Below are 17,666 nucleotides of genomic sequence, written 5' to 3'. Positions count from 1 at the left end.
ACGCGGAATGGGCGCAAGTTCACGATTTCAGAAAGTCAGTGACGAGTTTGATGGTCGCGACTGCATTCTCCTCCATAATCCAATGACCAGAGTCTGGGACGATAGCCTCCTGCACATCCGCGGCAGCCACACGCATCACTGTCGCCATCATCGTTCCGAATGCTGCTTCGCCACCGATCGCGAGAACAGGCATGGAGAGCTTGCCCTTGGCGAGATACGTCTTGCTATCAAGCGCGTCCTGTCCGAAAGCTGCGAACTGGGCGAAGCCTGCGCGAATTGCACCGGGCATCGCATAAAGTGCGGCATAGTGCCGGCGTTTCGCTTCATCGAATCGCTCGGGATAGAGGGAGAACTCATTCCAAAAACGGTCGAGATAGATGCGTTCTCGACCAGCGACGAGTCGTTCCATGTCAGGGCCACCAAAACCGAATTGCCACATGCGGGGGTCCTGCACAATCTGTTCCCATGGACCTACTCCGGGAAGAGGGGCGTCGATGGGAACGAAGCGGGTCACACGTTCCGGGGACGTGGCAGCAACAGCGTAGCCAACCATATTTCCGATGTCGTGCGTCACAAAATCCGCGCTGGACACACCTAACGCATCCATCACGCCTGCCACGTCTTCGCTTTGTGTTTTCTTGTCGTACCCTCCAGGCGCTTTGGAAGAAAGTCCAAGTCCACGCAAATCCGGCACGATGACGGTGTGGTTGGTTGCAAGTATGGAAGCCATTGGAATCCACATGTCTCCGGTTGTGCCAAAACCGTGCAACATAACTACTGCCGGTCCTTTACCTCCTACACGCGTATGAATTGTTACGCCGTTTGTTTCGATCTCGTGGGTCTCGAAGGTTGGCGGAAACGATATCGGACTGGTACTGCGGTCGCTGAGGCTCATGGTTAACTCCTGATTTGAGGTAGTGAATTGGCCAGCGCTTCCATTTACAGATCAACTGGTCTATAAATACATACATGGCAAATCGTGAAAAGGCAAATATAAAGACCAATCGATCTATAAAGAGTGCAAATGGTCTTAGACGGGATCGAGGTCGACCCCGTGAATTTGATCGAGGGAAGGCGTTGGAGAAAGCGATGCGCCTCTTTTGGTCGCGCGGTTACGACGCCATCTCGATGTCCGATCTCCGCGCAGAATTGGGAGTTACGCAGGCAAGTCTTTATGCGGCGTTTGGGAGCAAAGAGCAGCTGTTCCTAGAGGCAGTCGAGCTTTACCGCCAAACGGCAGGATTCAGTACGACGGCCGCCCTTACAACGGGCGCCAATGCTCGTGAAGCAATCGGTGCGATGCTGCACGCGGCCGTGGGCGCGTTTTCTGCGCCAGACGCGCCTGGAGGTTGCTTATTGATTTTGGGAGCTACCAATTGCCCAGTGGAGAGTAAAACTGTGCAGGATCACCTCTTGTCCATACGTCGCCAGATATCGCAATCCATCCTGGATCGACTAAAACTAGGGCAACGTGATGGTGACGTTCCAACGACGGCTCCCGTCGCAGCCCTGACTACGTATTTCTCCACAGTCCTTCACGGCCTCGCCCTCCAATCAAGAGATGGCGCTTCGCGAAAGACACTCACGCACGTAGTCGAGATTGCTATGGCGGCTTGGTAACAGATGGTTATCAAGCAAGCTGACAATTAGCACCGCTAAACCGCTTACTAGGAAGGGGCATCCTTGTCAGGCTGAAAAGAGCGATAGTCAAAAAAACGGACAAGCGAAGGATCAATTAATGAGTCTGCGGCCTGAAACCGGTAGCCGAAGGTCGAGGGTCCATTAGGAGTCCAATAACGGGACAAATATGTGCGTTTGGTAGCGTTACATTGCGGTTCGTATCGTGCAGTTTCAATGAGCTGAGTTACATTGCCGTAATGACATAGCAGAATTCAGGAATGTGAATCGACAATCTCGATCTAGGAAGAAGATCGCGTCCGTCGTTGCTTCGAAGAACTGCGCCGTCTGGTGGCGGAACACTTCATCCTTCGTTGAGACGCTCTCCGGCAATCAGATACCTTTCCGTAACGTTCCATCGGGTCTCAATGTTCTCGTGGCTTAAGGTATGCGCGCGTCAGCTCGGCAGCCCATTCCCATTCACTGGCCTACCCCAGTGCTCAGACCGAATCGGTTTGAAGTTCTGCCAATCGATGAGGCCGTCCTTGCTGCCTAAGCTCGGGGTCAACATCTGTCGCAAGCGTGTCGCAGTCTGGAGCGGTAAAAGGAGAATGTAAACAAAGGACCCAGCGTTTGTTCGCGTGTGAAACGTGAGGGAGAAAACAGCCGCTGCAACCACCATTAACCCTCCCCACCTCCATATAGGTTGAGCGAGCATTGCTCTCACCGACGCAAGCTCCTCTTCACTCCAGACATCGTCCAGGAAGCCCTGCCTGAGACGCTTTTCAGCCAATCCCCAAATCGGCAAGCCGATTAGGAAAGGCGCGAAGAATGCCATAAACCGAAGTCGATTCGTCCACAGCGTAGCCCAGATTCCACACCCATTTGCCGGAAGTCGTGGAATAGGCACAAAGGATAGGAACCAAGCACTCGCCGCTATTGCGGCTCCCCAAATGGCCCAGGTCGCGAGGTGCATCGGGTTCGACTTCCGCTCCATGCCCAAAATTGTATCCGATCGATAGCTTTACTCTTTAGCGAAAAGTAGCTTCAGCTGTCGATCAGACCACGCTTTTTCCCTTGCAGTCAGACTAAGGACCTCTTGAGAAAGCCCCTGATTCTGCTTCATCGCCCAAGGCAATTCAGGCCTCTTCGGGCCCGAATATCTAACGTGCTCGCCTGTCCGTTTACTGAAACGCTCCTATTGACGAATATATTTGCCAGACTTGCTTCTCCATCAAACTTTCCCTTGCAGTCACGCGGCTGTCCATGGATTTTCGTTACCAATAAGGAGGCTACAAAGATGACACTATCTTTTTTGCTTGCAATGGTTTCTGTCCTGTATTTGAGTACAGACGCTCGGCATTTTTTTGGCATTCGAGTGCAGCTTGGCAGCTGGGTGGCAACGCAGCTGGGCCGATAGGTAACCTGCACGCTGCCGATCCGCATCAGAAATAATTAATGGTTCGCGTAGCGCGGCCTACAGAGGTGAAGTGATGAATAGCGATCAGATGAAGGGCGCAGCACAAAAGACCGGCGGCAAGGTAAAAGAAGAATTTGGCAAAATGACCGGAAACCCCAACACTCAGGCGAAAGGAAAGTTCGACCAAGCCAAGGGACAAGCCCGAGAGAATATCGGTGACTTGAAGCAAGTAGCGAAGGGTAATAAATAGCAACGAGTCAATTAATTATGAAGCCCGCCGATTTCGGCGGGCTTTGTGTTTATGGACACTGAAAGCACTACCCCAGCATTTCCGGCCCATTGTTCTTTACATCGACCCACCGATGTACGTTGTCCTCTGGTTAATTGCAACGGCGACAGATTGGCGCGACGTCCATATAACCCGTCGAGATTCCCAGTCGTATCGACACTGAATATCGAAGTTGCCGAAAACGGCCCCGTTTTCAGAAGTGACAGCGTCGGCTGCTCACAGGGATATGTTAGAGCGACGGAGCCGCATATAAAAAAGGAGGTTTAGGACTGGCAAGTCCTTCTAGAGCGGGAGTCGCGGCCCTCCTAATAACATCTCAAAGATCGGCAGGGCCGGGACGAAGAATCCGGGTTTTTCTGCGTCTATTCGCACTTCACTACGTCTGATGTTGTATGGAGCACTGGCCGACACTGTTAATCGGGGTACTTCTGGGGATCGTCTCCACCCTCATCTCGGCTTGGGTGTTAGTAACTAACGACTACATCCAGGTTCGCATCGGCCCCGGACGCACAAAGAGGTAATCATGCAAAGTGCAAGCTGTACGATTACACGCTTTATTCGCTTCGCGATCTGGGCTCTCATGATGCTTACAGCGTTTCTGGCCACCGAAGCGTTCAAGCCGCGTCAGGCGTTCATAGTTCCCTGTGTGTTTATGGTACTTTGTGTTCCGATGGTGCTTCTCCCCATGCGAGCCAAAAAGAATTAGCACCGACAAGGGAACACTCAAAGAACGGGTCTGCCGGAACATGGCTAGCCGAGAGATCCGGTCAACCGCAAGGCATCCTCGATTATCTGCGCCATGGCCTCTGGAGCCTCCTGCGGCGCACAATGCCCAACCCGTGGCAGCAGCCGTCGCTCGTAGTGCGCCGTGAACATTTCTTCTTTTCCCTCAGACGTCGAAGGCGGATTCACACGGTCGTTCTCACCTTGGAATCCAATCGTCGGCACCGTAATCTTCGGCTGCTCTGCGAGCTTCCTTTCCAGTGGCTCTAACGCCGGGTCGCCCGGCGTGTTCCCGTACCGGTGCCGATAGGAATGAATCGCCGTAGCAACAAAGTCCGGGTTCTCGAAAGATTGCGCCTCGCGCTCAAAGAGCTTCGCATCGAACCAGCCTGGCGACCATAGCCGCCAAAGCTTCTCGGCGATCGCCTTGCGGTTCTTTTCCAGCCCTGCGCGCCCGCGTTCCATGTTGAAGTACCACTGGTACCACTGCTGATGCTCCAACTCCACGTCGCCGGGCATCATCGACGACGTACTGATGTTTTGGATCGGATAGCCGTCTGCGCAAACTAACCCCCGCACCCGGTGCGGCCACAGCGCCGCCACTACCGCCGCCGCCCTGCCACCCCAGTCGTAGCCTACCAACGTGGCTCGGTCCAATCTCAGCGCATCCAGAAGTTCGAGGACGTCGTTCCCCAAAGCCGCCTGTTGCCCTGATCTAAAGCTGTGCGCAGAGCGATACCGCGTCGGCCCAAACCCGCGCAGATACGGCACAAGAATTCGGCGCGTTCCGTCGTCGATCCTCTCGATTACCCCGTCGAAGCAACGTGGGTCATATGGAAAGCCGTGCAGTAGCACGATCGGGTCGCCATTGTCTGGCCCGGTTTGTTCAACAGCCATTTCCAGCGAACTCGTACCCACCGTCATCAACTTCATCGTCACTTCTCCGCAGGCAGAGGTACCGCCCAAATCTTGAGATGCATCCAGTCAGACGCTGGGCCCTATGGACTGCTGACCGCTGTCTGGAACCCTAAGGGAGGGGACGAGCATCTTAAGCTCCAGGAGATACTGATGCTTCAGGATCAATCGTTTGTATGGTTTATTACCGGCTGCTCGACCGGCTTTGGACGGGAACTCGCAAAACTTGTGCTTGCCCGCGGAGAGCGCGTCGTTGTTACTGCTCGCAAAGTGGAGCAGGTCGCCGATCTTGTCGATGGACACACGGATCGGGCGCTCGCGCTGCCTCTGGATGTGACCAAGATCTCAGAACTCAAGGATGCAGTGAAGCAAGCCGAGCAAAAGTTTGGCCGCATTGACGTGCTCGTCAACAACGCAGGCTATGGCTACCTTGCCGCGGTTGAAGAGGGCGAAGATGCTGCCGTACGGGAGATGTTTGAGACGAACTTCTTCGGACTGGTGGAGCTGACGAAGGCTGTGCTGCCCGGTATGCGGGCGCGGGAGAGCGGCCATATCGTGAATGTCTCGTCGATCGGAGGACTGGTCAGTTTCGGCGCGACAGGCTACTATCACGCGACGAAATATGCAGTGGAAGGCCTATCCGAAAGTCTGGCCATCGAGACTGCGCCACTTGGAATCAAGGTAATGATTGTTGAGCCGGGACCCTTCCGGACGGACTGGTCGGGGCGGTCGCTCCAGGAGTCGAAGACCGTCATCGACGACTACGATCAGACAGCCGGCGCACGGCGTCGTGCCAGCAAAGCGAACAGTGGCAAGCAGGTAGGCGATCCGGTTCGCGGGGCTCAGGCGATCATTGACGCGATCACGTCGGAGAATCCCCCGCTTCGGTTGGTGCTTGGCAAGCCTGGGCTCGACCTGGTCTACAAGAAGCTCGAGTCGGTTAAGAAGGATTTGGACACCTGGCGTGAGACTACCCTTGGTGCGGATTTCCCAGAAAATCAAAGATAAACTCCCTCAAAAGCGGGTCTGACAAATCACAAGCACCGCCCTAAGCACGATAAAGGGTAGTGTTCTGTTGAGGTTTCGGCTTCATTGAAACGGCCGTTTTCGAAAACCGGGAATAATTGTGCCGTTCTTCACTTACGTGTCAGTTGGTGATCGATCGCCCAAATCACTTGTCGACGACGCATTTCCACATGGAAGGTAACCGGCTTCTCGTACTATTGGCTGCAGTGTTAGCTGGCCATATCAAGCCAATTCATCCATGATTGCGCTCGCTGACATCCGGTCCCTCGCGCATCCCACCGCGCGCGATCAACTCCTTTGATTAGCGACCAGAACGTCAGGGAGTCCATCGCCAGGAACATGGGCGCAATCACGTAGGGGAGGTCATACTGCGGAGCGAGGACAATCAGAAAATTCTTGGCGATAAAGCTTGCACCGCCAAGGATGAGGATCGCGCCAAGTGCTGATCTGACTGTGCAGAGCATGCTCTCACGGCCGAATAGCATCCGGATTCACAACGCGTATCGGCTTCCTGTTGAGGAAAGTGAGGCATCCTCCATGCTTTGTCCATAGAACTCTCTCCATGCCACTGAACACCGTAGCGTAGCTTCTACGAGACAGGCATTTCACAGGGCAGGGAGAATGCCGTACTTGGCAACCATGAACTGCTGAAGATCCTCCGGAAGGGCCACGGCGAGTTCTTGCCATGTCAGCAGCTTGAGACGGCACCTAAGCTCAGATTGACGCACAGCCCTCATCACTCTGTACCAGCATTCGACCAGGTCAGGGCGGCGAGCATCGCAAAAGACACAAAACGCGCCTTGGGTGGCGTGCGCCGCGAGCGTACCTCGAATCAACTGGTAGCTGCTATGCCTCCCATTCATCGAAGGCAGCTCTTCGATATGAAAGACCGTCTCCAGGTCGCGGTAGCGAGAGATCAAACCTACCCTGGCACTCTGAAAGTCCGATTCCGTGAGCTTCGCTTCCACCAACAGATCCCCTAGTCTCATATCGATCTCGGTATTGTCGCGTCTGTTGCCAAGCACAGGTGTGCGCGGCTTATAGCCAAATTCTGGGACCTTATTCGGCTCGATTCCGAGCATTGCTCGCATCCCTCCGCTCTCCATCACTCCTGGGTGACAAAAGATATTCATGAGCAGAGCATCGGAGCTGTTCGCGCAGTCCAGCTCTTTCCAATGCCAATTAGAACGAGGCCATGCGCGTTTAGAAGCAGTGTGAACTTTCCCAAGGCGCCGTGCCCATTGGGGATTGTTGCAAATCCTCTGATACGCGAGCGGATGAAAGTTTCCATGCCGGCCGTCCTCGCCACGTCCGAAGATGATGCTGGGCACTTTTCCATCCGTACTCTCATAGAGAAATCCATGAATGGTCGCGAACCTCTGATTGCGAAGGCTCAGCTCAGTTCTCAAACCGAGGCCACATGGAAGATCACAAATAGATTGCTCACTAGTCAGCACGTTCCCTATAATAGGCGAATATAAGGCGAACACTCAATGCCTCAACCTGAACAGCTCATCAGCGGAACGGCAATGCAGCGCAAGATCGTCCATGTAGACATGGACGCCTTCTACGCTTCAGTCGAACAGCGCGATGATCCGCACCTACGCGGCAAACCTGTGGTTGTCGCATGGAAGGGCAAACGATCTGTTGTGTGTGCGGCCTCCTATGAAGCGAGGCAGTTCGGAATACGTTCGGCAATGCCAGCAATCAGCGCCGAACGGCTATGCCCGGAAGCTATCTTTGTTCCCCCTGATTTCACGCGCTACAAAGCCGCCTCACAAGCGGTGCGAGAGATCTTTCAACAACACACCGACGCAATCGAACCACTCTCGCTTGATGAGGCCTATCTCGACGTGACAGAGAACAAATCGAACCTGCCGACTGCAACGCTCGTCGCAAAGACGATCCGCCGACAGATATGGGAGCAGTTAAATCTCACAGCTTCAGCCGGTGTGGCGCCAAACAAGTTTCTCGCAAAGATCGCCTCCGACTGGAAGAAACCGAATGGCCAATTTGTGATTCAACCGCACGAGGTACAAGCATTCCTGCTTCCGCTTCCAGTGGGTCGGATTCCCGGTGTAGGAAGAGTTACGGAGAGCCGCATGGCCCAGGTCGGCATCAAAACCGTCGGCGATATCTACGCGATGGAAATGTTTACGCTGGAAGAGCATTTCGGACGCTATGGTTCGCGTCTTTACGAACTGGCGCGGGGGATCGACCACAATCCCGTCGTCTCGAATCGTGTGCGCAAACAGATTTCCGCAGAAGACACCTTTCCGGACGATCTTCCCCTGGAGGAATGCGAAGTTCACATCCGTCGTCTGGCCGAAAAGGTTTGGGCGGCGTCGCGGGAAAATGCACGAGGAGCGAAAACTGTTGGCCTGAAGCTGAAGACCAAAGAATTCATCTCGCTGACCCGGAATCTGTCTCTTACAATACCGGTGTCTTCCTGCGAAGAATTAGCAACGATTGGTTTAGCACTCTGTCGTCGCGTCGATCTTGGACCCCGACAGCTCTTCCGTCTTGTGGGTGTGGGTCTGAGTAATTTTCAAAGCGGCGCTGAGATAGCCTCCCCCCTTTTCTCCTGTGAAGACGATGTAGATGCCAATAACAATTAGATATGTTGGAAAGTATGGTTCTAGAAAGAGGTAATTCGAATGAAGTGTGAGATCAAGATCGGATCGCGGCGGACAGAGGAATGGACGCTGACATCGTATTACTGCCCTCACTGTAGCGCGAAGACCGTATGGGAAGCTGACAACGGCGTCTATACCGAAGGTCCCGAGCTCTTCTGTGCGACATGTGGAGGTGCTTTCTATGGGCCTGAACCCTCGGGTTTCGGAGAAGATCTGCGTTTAGAAGAAAGAAAGGAGAAAGCAAAGGCAATCCGGGAGGCAGAACATATTCCGGAGCCTTCCGATGCGATCTCTCCTCGGGTTTCATCGCCTCACGAGTTGACATAAAAGCGTTCACTCATTGGCTATCGAAAAGACTTACCTGTTGATTGGTGATGGACGTCTCTCCTACGAGCGTGGCTCTCATCTTGTCCGATGGGAGTATACGCAGCAGGTGGAGAGGCGGCCTCTCGGTCGGTGCGAGATATTCTGTGTAATCGCGCGGCTCCAGAAACGTGGTCATACGATCGTGAATCGGAGCCATCAACTCATTTGGCTCGCCAGTCAGAACAGCGAAGGTCCGCTCCCAGAGCTCCGTCTTGGGATTCTTCCAAAGCTTCCAAACGGCAGCCATTCCAAACGGCTCCTGGCCGGGAATGACGAACTCGTACTTCGGTTTCTTCTTGCCTTTTTCGACTTCCTGCCATTCATAGATCGCATCTGCTGGGACTATGCAACGTCCTTTGAGAAAGGCATCCTTCCAGAACTTCGCATGTTCGATACCTTCGGAACGCGCATTGAAGAGCGGTCTTGGCCGATCGGGCAGCTTGAACGCCCAGCGCATCATTTCGATCTGTCGCTCGCCATTTTGATTCAAGTAAACGACTGGCTGCATGGATTGCGGGCTGAAATCGTCGCCGGGATCGAAAAACGTCTCATCTAGCCCCGTTGCGACTGCGAATGTCTCCGCGATCCGCTGTTTGTCAGAACGTCGTTTATATCGTCCACACATGGCTAATTCTCCCTGACGACCTTGCGCGGGTCTTTGTCGTCGCGCATGGCTACAAACTTTGTATGTCGCAGATGATCCGCGCCCGTCCATTCCAAAAAGTCGAACCGCGCCACCGCCTCTGGTTTAAGCCAGACGCACTCCTTAATCTTGTCCGCCGTGAGCCCCTGTCCCCAACGCCCAGCTTGTTTCTCCGGCAGATTGATGAAGGGACACTTGGACGCCTCCAGCCCTTTGATCTGTTCGAAGACTGTGCGCCGCGTTGCGGGAACGAACCCGGCACGCACGCGCGCGGCATAATGCAGATCTTTTCCTTGATAGAACCCGATGACGAGGGAGTCGAAGCCATGTGTACCCGGAGTGTATCCGCCGATAACAAACTCCTGGCCGAGATTGATGCGGTGCTTCGACCACACCCCGGTTCGCAGACCAGCTTGATAGACGCTATCGGATCGCTTGGCGATGATACCCTCAAGACCGTGCGATCGGACGAACTTCAACATCTCCGTTGCTGTCTGATTGGATACTTCAGAAAGAGCAACGTGTTTGGCGGGTTTGATTACCGTGCGCAATATCTCTCTACGTTCCGACAAAGGGAGCGAGGTAAGATCCCGGTTCTTATGCACCAGAATGTCAAAAGCGTAGTAGGTGATGTTCTCTTCCGCAGAGCGAAAGTTCTGCAGCATGTTGAAGTCGGGCCGACCATCTTTGCCCAACGCAACCAGCTCCCCGTCGACGACGGTACCCTCGGGAAGACCCTTCAGAGCGGCAGCGACATAAGGAAACTTCTTGTTCAGGATGTTCCTGCGTCGCGAGTAAAGAGTAATTTCCTTTTGGGTTCGCACCGCTTCAAGTCTGTAGCCATCAAGCTTTAGCTCGTAGGTCCATTCTGGCCCCTCTGGCACCTCCGCGACAGGCAGGCACTCCATCGACTCGATGAAGTCGGCAGTTCGTTCTGGGAGGAGCTTCTTAGGCATTTGGGAACCTTGAAGATAAGTACAGTTTGAGCTGCGACATAACTCTACCTTCAGATGCTATGAAACATAGTGGCATCTGGAGGGGCCAAATGGTCCACGATCAGAGTAATAGCGGGCTCGCCAGACCAGGCCGGATCGGTTCATGAATGTCGGTATCCGTGCAAGACCTGAGGAATTGCCTGAAGCCACAAAAATTAAAGATAAAGAATAAGAATCAGATACTTAGATCGCCAACTGCACAATTCTGGAGGCACCGATGTTTGCATTCTCGATCTCCGATAGGCGAATATTTGGCGAAAGGTACTCGCCATGTCATCAGCCGCAGCTGTCAGGATTCAAGTCGAAAGTGCCCTCGCTAACAAGATACCTTCTGCCCTCACTCCAGCAGCGAGGATGGTACGCCCCGTCGTCTCTTCGGGCATCGAATCGCTGGATTCCGTCCTCAAGGGAGGGTTTCCGGTCGGCGCCGTGAGCGAGGTCACTGGTCCGGATTGCTCTGGAAGAACCTCCCTGGCGCACTCCTTGGTCGCGCGAGTCATCGAAAGCGGGAAGGTTGCAGCCTGGATCGATGTATCGGACTCTTTCGACGCAGCCTCTGCGGCTGCGGCGGGTATCGATCTACGCCGGCTGCTTTGGGTACGTTGCGGCGTTACTGAGATTTCTCATCTGGAACCGGTCCGCGAATTTGCACTCCCGGATGCGTACCTGATTCCCTCGAAGCCGAAGAGAGGTTTGCACGGCGGTGGGCATGGGACTCATCCTCGACAGGAAGCCAAGGGACTTTCGAATGCTGTCAGTGGTTTGCTCCAGGGAGAACCGCTAAGTCCACGGTGTGCTGAATCGCAACGAAAGTTACGTCCCACCCAGGTAACCTGTGCCCCCGCCTCGCGCCTCGCTATCTCGGCACCTCAGAGACGCTCTGTGCTCAGCCCGTATGAAAGGATCGAACAGGGTTTGAAGAGCGCCGACCTGATCCTGCAAGCGGGGGGATTCGGTGCCATCGTGCTTGACCTGGGAGGCATCGCACCGGAGTTCGTGTCGCGTGTCGAGTTGGGGATGTGGCATCGCTACCGGGTAGCAGCAGAGCGAACACAGTCGAGCATCATTCTCCTGACACAGCATGTGTCTGCCAAAAGCAGCGCGGAGCTTCTGTTACGTTTGCATCCCGCGGAGATGGTCCTCAATGAAGCAACAGTGTTTACCGGAACACAGCCTAGAGCAGAAGTGGCACGGCACCGCTTTCAAGAGCGAGGCAGCAATGTTCTTCCGATTCGTAAACCTCCACAAAACGCCAATATAGCCTGCTGGCAGAATCGTACTTCCTGGGCAGGTCAGCGATGACGAACCAGACCTCTCTTTATGCCTGTCTTTATTTGCGGGAGTTTCCCGCACAGGCTCTCCTACGGCATCGCTCTGACTTGCACGGTTCAGCTTGCGTGGTCATGAGCGGCGAAGCTCCAGGCGAAGAGGCCTGCTCCCTCAATACCAAGGCTCGATTGAGCGGCATGAAGCACGGCATGTCACGCGTCGAAATCGAGACCTTCGCAAAGCCGATCATTATGCGCCGCTCGATCGCAATAGAAACCGTTACAAAGGCGGCATTGCTTGAAGTTGCCGGGAACTTCTCACCCCGCGTCGAAGACCTGAGCGAAGACACGGCCTTCGTAGGCGGCATCGACATCCTGGGCACGCGCAGCTTGTTCGGCCCTCCTGAGGAGTTAGCGAAAAGCCTGCTCATGCAGATTCGTGCCCTTGGATTGTCTGCGAACATTGCAGTCAGCAGGAACTTCCACGCGGCCCTATCTTTTGCGAAGGGATTTTCGCGACGGGCCTCCGTCCAGATGGTGAATCCGGGCGAGGAAGCGGCTGCCTTATCATCTTTGCCGTTGACTGTACTCGCTGTGTCCGCCGCTCAGCTGGAAACCTTCGCATCATGGGGCATTTACAGACTCGGGCAGTTAGCGGCGCTTCCTGAGAAACAGCTGATCTCCCGCATGGGTCAGGAAGGTAAACGCCTTCAGCAGATGGCGTCAGGCACTCTGCCGCATCTCTTTCAGGCAATCGAACCTCCGTTTCGACTGGAAGACCGGTTAGAACTGGATGCACCGCTGCATATCCTTGAGTCGCTCCTCTTTGGGATCAGGATGATGCTCAACCAACTCATCACTCGTGTATCAGCACGTGTTCTCGCGTTAGCCTCTGTGACGGTCACCTTAGAACTGGAAGGTAAAGGCATTCACGAGCGTACGGTGCGTCCGGCTCTACCGACGAATGATAAGGAGCTCTGGATTAAGTTGATTCATCTCGACCTGGAGGGGCACCCCCCACCGGCCGCATTCGTAGCCATCGCGCTACGTGCCGAACCTGGCTCGACGAGCAAAGTTCAGCTCGGACTCTTCTCCCCGCAGTTGCCGGAGGCCGGCCGACTCGACATTACGCTGGCGCGTCTGTCTGCTCTTGTGGGCGAGGGCAACGTTGGGGCTCCTGCTCTCCCCGACCAACATCTCCCCGGCAGCTTTCGCGTTGAGCGCTTCGCGTTGCCATCCGGCCATACCAGCATGGGCATCTCCGCAATCTCACGAGTCTCGCTGCGACAACTACGGCCGCCTGAGCCCGTCATGGTCATGTTGAAGGATGCGAGGCCAGAGGGCTTGCGGTTCCGCACTCGGCGCTACGTGGTCGAACATCTTTATGGGCCGTGGTTTGCGAGCGGTGAGTGGTGGAATCGAGATCGTTATGGGCTTGAACAGTGGGACCTTACTGCGCGTGGCGAGGACGGCTCGATCCTGTGTTGCTGCCTGATGCGGGACAGAGTGAGAAATCGCTGGCAGATGGCGGCTCTCTATGACTAACGGTTATGTTGAACTCCATAGTGCGAGCGCATTCTCCTTTCTCCAGGGAGCATCGCAGCCTGAAAAGTTAGTCGAGCGGGCGGTCGAGATAGGGATGCCGGCAGTGGCGCTGCTCGATCATAACGGGGTCTATGGCTCTGCCCGATTCCACACCGCCGCGAAGCGAAACAACGTTCGGGCTCACATTGGAGCTGAGATCGGAGTTCCATACCTCGGCACTCGTCTCACACCGCCGATATGGCTCCCTCATCAGTACATCGGGGAGCCTGCCCGACTGCCTCTCCTGTGTGAATCGCGGGAGGGCTATCAGAATCTCTGCCAACTCATCACGCGATTCAAGATGCGCGAGCGAACCAAGGGAGATGGATCGGCAAAGCTTGAAGAGATTCAGGACTACTCGCGTGGTCTGGTCTGTCTTACGGGCGGGGATGAGGGTCCGCTTGCGGCCGCTCTATCGCGAGGCGGCGAAGAAGCTGGGCGCGACCTGGTGGAACGTCTCGTGCGCGTCTTCGGTCCCCAAAACGTCTATGTGGAATTGCAGCGCCACCATGAGCGTGAAGAAGAGTGGCGAAATCAAGCGGCGATCCGGATTGCTAGTTCCTTAAAGTTGCCATTGCTGGCTACGAACGGAGTACGCTACGCGCACGCCTATGATCGCGAGATTTTGGATCTCTTCACATCCATCCGGAACCACACGCAACTCGACAAGGCTGGCCGATTGCTATCAGAGAACAGCCAGCGCCATCTCCGCTCCGCCTCAGAGATGGGAACGCTGTTTAGTGATGTGCGCTGTGCGCTCGCAAACACAGTCGAGCTGTCTGACCGTCTTCAATTTCAGCTAGGTGATCTGGGATATGAATTCCCACGGTATCCAGTCCCAGATGGGGAGACGATGGACAGCTTTCTCAAGAAACGTGTCTCGGAAGGAGTCGCTAAGCGCTATGGATCGAAGAGCAATGCGGGCCTCCTCGAACGTGCCAAGAAGCAAGTCGAGCATGAACTCGCCTTGATCGCAAAGCTCGGTTTTGCCGGATACTTCCTCATCGTCTGGGATATCGTTTGCTTCTGCAAACGAAACAACATTCTCATTCAGGGGCGCGGCAGTGCGGCAAACTCTGCGGTTTGCTATGCGCTGGAGATTACGGCAGTCGATCCGGTTGGAATGGAGCTTCTCTTCGAAAGATTCTTGAGCGAGAGCCGTGGCGAGTGGCCGGACATCGATCTGGACCTACCATCGGAAGAGAAACGCGAGCAAGCGATACAGCACGTGTACCAACGTTATGGCGAACTGGGAGCAGCAATGTGCGCCAACGTCATCACCTACCGAGGAAAGTCCTCTGCGCGAGAGGTCGGCAAGACGCTTGGCTTTGATCGCGAATCCCTTGAGAGATTGTCAAGCCTCGTGAGCCACTTCGAGTGGCGCGGACCGACAGACACGATGGCGCACTCGTTCCGTAATGCAGGCTTCGACATAAAACACCCGCGCATCGCGAAGTACCTCGAACTCTGTATGCGTATCCAGGATCTTCCGCGTCACCTGGGACAACACTCTGGCGGCATGATTATCTGCCAAGGGCAACTGGATCGCGTGGTTCCTCTGGAACGGGCTTCGATGCCGGGCCGTACCGTCGTGCAATGGGACAAAGAAGATTGCGCCGATCTCGGCATCATCAAAGTCGATTTGCTTGGCCTTGGCATGATGGCGGTGCTCAAAGACTGTGTCGAACTGATCCCCGAGCACTATGGTGACCCTGTTGATCTTGCCAATCTGCCCGAAGACACCGATGTGTATCGCACGCTGCAGCGTGCCGACACGATCGGCATGTTCCAGGTCGAGAGCCGCGCACAGATGGCGTCGCTACCTCGGAACAAGCCAGAGAAGTTTTACGACGTGGTAGTGCAGGTCGCCATCATTCGCCCTGGTCCCATCGTAGGCAAGATGATGCATCCCTATATGCGCAGACGCCAGAAGAGAGAGGAGGTCACCTACCCTCATCCGTCCCTCGAAGGCGTTTTGAAGCGGACCCTGGGAGTACCACTCTTTCAGGAACAACTGCTTCGCATGGCGATGACGGTCGCGAACTTTACAGGTGCAGAAGCAGAAGAACTCCGCCGGGCAGTAGGAATGCGTCGCTCTTGGGAACGGATGAAGAATCTCGAAGGCAAGCTTCGGGCTGGAATGACTGCCAATGGCATCGACGTAGCAACTCAGGCAAACATCATTCAGAACATCAGTTCGTTCGCGCTATATGGGTTTCCTGAATCGCATGCTGCGAGCTTTGCTCTGATTGCATATGCTTCTGCATATCTGAAAGTGAAGTACCTAGCCGCGTTTACCTGCGCGATCCTCAATAACCAGCCGATGGGTTTTTACAGTCCTGCTGTGTTGATCGAAGATGCGCGACGACACGGACTTCGTGTGAAGCCCATCGACATTCAGGTTTCAGAGTGGGCATGCACATTGGAGCGTGAGCCGGACTATTCACTTTCGCTCAGACTGGGTTTGGGCTACGCGAAGGGACTTCGTAGCCAGGCTGCGGATGCCATCATACGTGAGCGGGAGACGAGAAAATTCGGTTCAGTCGAGGATTTGGTGTTGCGTGTTCCCATCCTGAATCGTAAGGAACTGGCTTTGCTTGCACGGGTGGGGGCGATGAACAGCATTGAAGGAGTGGAGCATCGCCGTGACGCACTCTGGCAAGTTGAGCGTGCCGGGAAACTGGAAGGCCCATTACTCCGGCAACAAAGTGAATGGCTACGAGAAGATAGCAGAAGCCTTCCGCTGCGAGAGATGACTCCAGAAGAAAGGCTGGTCGCTGATTATGCAGGAACAAGTGTGACTACCGGCCCCCATCCGATGTACTTCCGTAGGCAAGAGCTCAATAGGCAGGGACATCTCACAGCCTTTGAGTTGAGGAGGCGACGGGATGGAGAGTTCGTGAAGACTGCGGGATTGGCCATCGTCAAACAACGACCCGGCACAGCAAAAGGTTTCGTCTTCATGTCCATCTCAGACGAGACAGACATCTTCAATGTGATTGTCACGAAAGAGTTCTTTGAACGGAACCGTAGCGCGATCTCGAACGCGAAGTTCATTTCGGTCGAAGGACCACTTCAAAATGAAGATGACACCATTCACATCAGAGCTTCTAGAATCAGGGCTCTACCGACAAGAGGGCTGGAGGTAACGTCGCATGACTTCCACTAATCCCGGCTCTCGTGCCGGCGGATACAGACGAGAAGTCGACTACCAAAAACTAGGGCCTGCGCTCCTCATCGCGTCAAGTCTTGTACTCGCTATCCGCACAACTCGCTTGGACCCCACTCATGGCGACGGTCTTGCTAACATCGAATGGGAGAACGAAGTCGAGCATAGCGTCCGCATCGCAAAGATTGTGCTCTCTCACTTGACCTCTCGGCATCCTGATCTCTTTCAATCGAAAGACGTCGCCTGGTATGTCGCGACAGATGATGAGGTGCCTCGCTAATCTTAAACTGGGTATACCTGTGATCTGTTGGCGATGCAAAATATTGGGAGTGGGGTTGAACGGAGAATTCATGGGTAATAGACGCTCGGAAAACTACACTAGCATTCCTTTTGATCGGCTTACGAGCAAAAGTGCCGCTCCGCTCCCGCTTGTGGTCGCAGCAAAAGGAATGAGCTCGCAACGCCAGTCATGACAGACCGGGTTGACCGCCAGACACGATCGGCAATGATGGCATCCGTTCGTTCCAAGAACAGTCGACCCGAACTTTTGGTCCGTAGTCTCGTTCACCGCTTGGGATACAGATATCGGCTTCATGCCTCCGATTTACCAGGCAGCCCAGACATCGTCTTCAGGGCGAAACGTAAGGTCATTTTCGTTCATGGATGCTTCTGGCACCGACATAAGGGCTGCCCAAAGACCACTATGCCAGAAAGCCGAACAGAGTTCTGGAAGACAAAATTCGAAGCGAACGTCTTGCGAGATTTGCGTGTCGAACAAGCTCTCAAGGATGCGAAATGGAGCGTTGTCACGATCTGGCAGTGTGAAATCAAGGACGCGGAGCAGCTCGCAAAACGTCTTGAGCGCTTCCTTAGAGATCCTTCATAGGAGCAATGAGTTCGAGCCGATGTGATGTTTCCAGCAAAGTGCCACTCATTACTGCGCTGAGGCGTCGCGAATCTTCACTGTATCCCCTTGACATGATAACCTTTAGAATTTGACATAAGTGGCAAGACA

The 17,666-nt window shown here is 54.6% G+C and carries 15 protein-coding genes and 1 pseudogene; 10 read left to right on the top strand and 6 right to left on the bottom strand.

Going from position 1 to position 17,666, the window contains the following annotated elements; all coding sequences use genetic code 11:
- Positions 1–19: 19 nt before the first annotated feature.
- Entirely contained in the window at positions 20–895 is an 876-nt protein-coding gene (locus GSQ82_RS04450; RefSeq protein WP_158790801.1) for an alpha/beta fold hydrolase, read from the bottom strand.
- Positions 896–1,077: 182 nt separating this feature from the next.
- Here GSQ82_RS04450 and GSQ82_RS04445 point away from each other — a divergent pair, with 182 nt between their 5' ends.
- Both GSQ82_RS04445 and GSQ82_RS04440 read left to right on the top strand, forming a co-directional pair.
- Entirely contained in the window at positions 1,078–1,620 is a 543-nt protein-coding gene (locus GSQ82_RS04445; RefSeq protein ID WP_158790800.1) for a TetR/AcrR family transcriptional regulator, read from the top strand.
- Positions 1,621–3,110: 1,490 nt separating this feature from the next.
- Positions 3,111–3,287 carry a CsbD family protein gene (locus GSQ82_RS04440; RefSeq protein ID WP_158790799.1) on the top strand — a complete coding sequence of 59 codons (177 nt, stop codon included), beginning with the start codon at positions 3,111–3,113 and terminating at the stop codon, positions 3,285–3,287.
- A 789-nt stretch (positions 3,288–4,076) separates the two neighbouring features.
- Here GSQ82_RS04440 and GSQ82_RS04435 read toward each other — a convergent pair.
- Positions 4,077–4,982 carry an alpha/beta fold hydrolase gene (locus tag GSQ82_RS04435; RefSeq protein ID WP_158790798.1) on the bottom strand — a complete coding sequence of 302 codons (906 nt, stop codon included), beginning with the start codon at positions 4,980–4,982 and terminating at the stop codon, positions 4,077–4,079.
- Positions 4,983–5,117: 135 nt separating this feature from the next.
- Between GSQ82_RS04435 and GSQ82_RS04430 the strand changes: the two genes are divergently transcribed.
- On the top strand, positions 5,118–5,972 hold the full coding sequence (locus tag GSQ82_RS04430; RefSeq protein ID WP_158790797.1) for an oxidoreductase: 855 nt from the start codon (positions 5,118–5,120) through the stop codon (positions 5,970–5,972).
- Positions 5,973–6,199: 227 nt separating this feature from the next.
- Here GSQ82_RS04430 and GSQ82_RS04425 read toward each other — a convergent pair whose 3' ends face one another.
- Positions 6,200–6,454, bottom strand: a complete 255-nt coding sequence (locus GSQ82_RS04425) for a hypothetical protein (protein ID WP_158790796.1) — start codon at positions 6,452–6,454, stop codon at positions 6,200–6,202.
- Positions 6,455–6,595: 141 nt separating this feature from the next.
- Positions 6,596–7,321 carry a hypothetical protein gene (locus tag GSQ82_RS04420; RefSeq protein ID WP_371417165.1) on the bottom strand — a complete coding sequence of 242 codons (726 nt, stop codon included), beginning with the start codon at positions 7,319–7,321 and terminating at the stop codon, positions 6,596–6,598.
- A 162-nt stretch (positions 7,322–7,483) separates the two neighbouring features.
- On the opposite strand from GSQ82_RS04420, the gene dinB reads away from it, so the two are divergent.
- Positions 7,484–8,608 (top strand): DNA polymerase IV, encoded by a 1,125-nt coding sequence (dinB, locus tag GSQ82_RS04415; RefSeq protein ID WP_216847014.1) that lies wholly within the window; start codon positions 7,484–7,486, stop codon positions 8,606–8,608.
- Between the two features lie 355 nt (positions 8,609–8,963).
- Here dinB and GSQ82_RS04410 read toward each other — a convergent pair whose 3' ends face one another.
- Together GSQ82_RS04410 and ligD are read right to left on the bottom strand one after the other, a co-directional pair.
- Complete coding sequence (locus GSQ82_RS04410) at positions 8,964–9,617, bottom strand: SOS response-associated peptidase (RefSeq protein WP_158790794.1); 654 nt, start codon at positions 9,615–9,617, stop codon at positions 8,964–8,966.
- Between the two features lie 2 nt (positions 9,618–9,619).
- Positions 9,620–10,591 carry a non-homologous end-joining DNA ligase gene (gene ligD, locus GSQ82_RS04405; RefSeq protein WP_158790793.1) on the bottom strand — a complete coding sequence of 324 codons (972 nt, stop codon included), beginning with the start codon at positions 10,589–10,591 and terminating at the stop codon, positions 9,620–9,622.
- A gap of 309 nt (positions 10,592–10,900) precedes the next feature.
- Between ligD and GSQ82_RS24930 the strand changes: the two are divergent.
- From GSQ82_RS24930 to GSQ82_RS04380, 6 genes and pseudogenes are all read left to right on the top strand, one after another.
- A pseudogene (locus GSQ82_RS24930) lies at positions 10,901–11,215 on the top strand (recombinase RecA); the annotation flags it as partial.
- Between the two features lie 330 nt (positions 11,216–11,545).
- Positions 11,546–11,932, top strand: coding sequence for a hypothetical protein (locus tag GSQ82_RS24925; RefSeq protein WP_254061466.1), 387 nt, complete (start codon positions 11,546–11,548; stop codon positions 11,930–11,932).
- Positions 11,929–13,443, top strand: a complete 1,515-nt coding sequence (locus GSQ82_RS04395; protein WP_158790791.1) for a DNA polymerase Y family protein — start codon at positions 11,929–11,931, stop codon at positions 13,441–13,443. Before GSQ82_RS24925 ends, GSQ82_RS04395 begins: the two co-directional genes overlap by 4 nt.
- Positions 13,436–16,651, top strand: coding sequence for a DNA polymerase III subunit alpha (locus GSQ82_RS04390; RefSeq protein ID WP_158790790.1), 3,216 nt, complete (start codon positions 13,436–13,438; stop codon positions 16,649–16,651). The genes GSQ82_RS04395 and GSQ82_RS04390 overlap by 8 nt, the downstream gene beginning before the upstream one ends.
- Positions 16,638–16,931, top strand: coding sequence for a hypothetical protein (locus tag GSQ82_RS04385; RefSeq protein WP_158790789.1), 294 nt, complete (start codon positions 16,638–16,640; stop codon positions 16,929–16,931). Before GSQ82_RS04390 ends, GSQ82_RS04385 begins: the two co-directional genes overlap by 14 nt.
- A gap of 189 nt (positions 16,932–17,120) precedes the next feature.
- Positions 17,121–17,537 (top strand): very short patch repair endonuclease, encoded by a 417-nt coding sequence (locus GSQ82_RS04380; RefSeq protein ID WP_158790788.1) that lies wholly within the window; start codon positions 17,121–17,123, stop codon positions 17,535–17,537.
- Positions 17,538–17,666 lie beyond the last annotated feature (129 nt).

It is taken from the genome of Granulicella sp. L60, assembly GCF_009765825.1.
Classification (GTDB): domain Bacteria; phylum Acidobacteriota; class Terriglobia; order Terriglobales; family Acidobacteriaceae; genus Edaphobacter.
The sequence above is the reverse complement of the archived record's forward strand: the minus strand, read 5'-3'. Positions and strand labels throughout refer to the sequence as shown.

What these genes read in the sequence shown, in the direction of transcription:
- GSQ82_RS04450 (WP_158790801.1), bottom strand. Translation starts at nt 895, where the DNA reads ATGAGCCTCAGCGACCGCAGTACCAGTCCGATATCGTTTCCGCCAACC.
- GSQ82_RS04440 (WP_158790799.1), top strand. Translation starts at nt 3,111, where the DNA reads ATGAATAGCGATCAGATGAAGGGCGCAGCACAAAAGACCGGCGGCAAG.
- GSQ82_RS04435 (WP_158790798.1), bottom strand. Translation starts at nt 4,982, where the DNA reads ATGAAGTTGATGACGGTGGGTACGAGTTCGCTGGAAATGGCTGTTGAA.
- GSQ82_RS04430 (WP_158790797.1), top strand. Translation starts at nt 5,118, where the DNA reads ATGCTTCAGGATCAATCGTTTGTATGGTTTATTACCGGCTGCTCGACC.
- GSQ82_RS04425 (WP_158790796.1), bottom strand. Translation starts at nt 6,454, where the DNA reads ATGCTCTGCACAGTCAGATCAGCACTTGGCGCGATCCTCATCCTTGGC.
- dinB (WP_216847014.1), top strand. Translation starts at nt 7,484, where the DNA reads ATGCCTCAACCTGAACAGCTCATCAGCGGAACGGCAATGCAGCGCAAG.
- GSQ82_RS04410 (WP_158790794.1), bottom strand. Translation starts at nt 9,617, where the DNA reads ATGTGTGGACGATATAAACGACGTTCTGACAAACAGCGGATCGCGGAG.
- ligD (WP_158790793.1), bottom strand. Translation starts at nt 10,591, where the DNA reads ATGCCTAAGAAGCTCCTCCCAGAACGAACTGCCGACTTCATCGAGTCG.
- GSQ82_RS04395 (WP_158790791.1), top strand. Translation starts at nt 11,929, where the DNA reads ATGACGAACCAGACCTCTCTTTATGCCTGTCTTTATTTGCGGGAGTTT.
- GSQ82_RS04390 (WP_158790790.1), top strand. Translation starts at nt 13,436, where the DNA reads ATGACTAACGGTTATGTTGAACTCCATAGTGCGAGCGCATTCTCCTTT.
- GSQ82_RS04385 (WP_158790789.1), top strand. Translation starts at nt 16,638, where the DNA reads ATGACTTCCACTAATCCCGGCTCTCGTGCCGGCGGATACAGACGAGAA.
- GSQ82_RS04380 (WP_158790788.1), top strand. Translation starts at nt 17,121, where the DNA reads ATGACAGACCGGGTTGACCGCCAGACACGATCGGCAATGATGGCATCC.